Annotated in this window: 2 protein-coding genes; both read left to right on the top strand. The window is 63.2% G+C overall.

What is annotated here, in order from left to right:
* Positions 1–12: 12 nt before the first annotated feature.
* On the top strand, positions 13–870 hold the full coding sequence (locus AC1DVA_RS28250) for a carbohydrate ABC transporter permease (protein WP_476808110.1): 858 nt from the start codon (positions 13–15) through the stop codon (positions 868–870).
* A gap of 50 nt (positions 871–920) precedes the next feature.
* On the top strand, positions 921–1,523 hold a 603-nt coding region (locus tag AC1DVA_RS28245), incomplete at its 3' end, for an SDR family NAD(P)-dependent oxidoreductase (RefSeq protein WP_476808109.1).

The raw sequence follows: 1,523 nt of genomic DNA, 5'->3' as shown, positions 1-1,523 counted from the left end.
GTACAACAAGTGATGGCTGGCGCGCCGTCGCGCCGCTTCGGCCCTAACTCGTTCGCACAGCTGCGGGAGCATTTGGCGCTAGGCTTCGCTCTACTCGTGCTGATGGCGCCGGTACTGTTCGTCTTCCTGTGGGTCATCTCCCTGTCGCTCAAGCAGGAGATCGACAACACCGCATATCCGCCGGTCTTCATCCCGAGCGACCCGACCCTCGACAATTTCCGCACGTTGTTCAATGAGACGCCGATCCTGCTGTATTTCTGGAACAGCGTGCTCGTTTCGGGCGGGGCGACCCTGGCAGCGCTGATCCTAGGGGTGCCCGCCGGCTACGGCATCGCGAAATCAAAAGCGCACGGGCTCGCCGTGCTAATGCTAATCAGCCGGCTGACGCCGGGTCTGTCCTATCTCATCCCGCTGTTCGCGCTGTTCCAAGCGTTGGGTCTGGTCGGCACACTCTGGCCGATCGGCATCACGCATCTGGTGATTACCCTTCCGATCGTGATCTACATCATGATCGGCTACTTCGAGACGCTTCCAGCCGAATTAGAGGAGGCCGCGCGCATCGACGGCTGCTCGATGTGGCAGACCTTCTGGCATATCGCGGTACCGCTGGCGCGGCCGGGCATCGTCGTCGGCGCCATCCTGTCCTTCATCTATTCCTGGAACAATTTCGTCTTCGGCGCCGTCTTCGCCGGCCGCACGACACGCACGATGCCGGTCGCCGTCTACAACATGCTCACGTTCGAGCAGGTCTCCTGGGGCCCACTCGCCGCGGCCGCGATCGTGGTGATGCTGCCGGTGATCGTGCTCACCGTGGTGATCCAGAAGGACATCGTCGGCGGCTTGACGGCCGGCGGTGTCAAAGGCGGCTGAACCCCGCCTAGAGCCGACACGAAACCCGAACCTGCCGACTGGAACCAAAGATGATTGCCGATCTCAAGGACAAGGTAGTTTTGATCACAGGCGCCAGCACCGGCATCGGTTCCGCCGTGGCGCAGGGCTTTGCGGCCCATGGCGCGAAAGTCGTGGTCAACTACAACGCCAGCGCCGAGCAGGCGGGGGCGGTGGCAAAACTGATCACTGACGCCGGTGGTGAGGTTCTGCTCCACCAGGCCGATGTCACCGATACGGCAGCCCTATCCGGGTTGGTGGACGCGACGGTGGCGAAATTTGGCCGCATCGATGTGCTCGTGAACAATGCCGGTGCTATGCTCGGCCGTGTCCCGACGGTCGAGATGGATGACGCGCATTTCGAGCGGGTGATGCGCCTCAACTGCTGGTCGGTCTTCGCGCTCAGYCGGGCGGTAGCGCCCGTCATGGCCGGCGGCGGTGGCGGCTCTATCATCAACGTCACTTCGATCGCCGCGCGCAACGGTGGCGGTGGCGGCGCCAACATCTACGGCGCCGCTAAAGGCTTCGTCAGCTCCTTCTCCAAGGGCCTGGCGCGCGAACTCGTCGCGGACAAGATCAGGGTCAATGCTGTGTCGCCGGGGGTGATCGCGACGCCGTTCCACGAACGCTACTCG

It is taken from the genome of Allobosea sp. P4_C6 (assembly GCF_056402015.1).
Note: the sequence above shows the minus strand (reverse complement) of the source record. Positions and strands in the feature narration are given on the sequence as shown.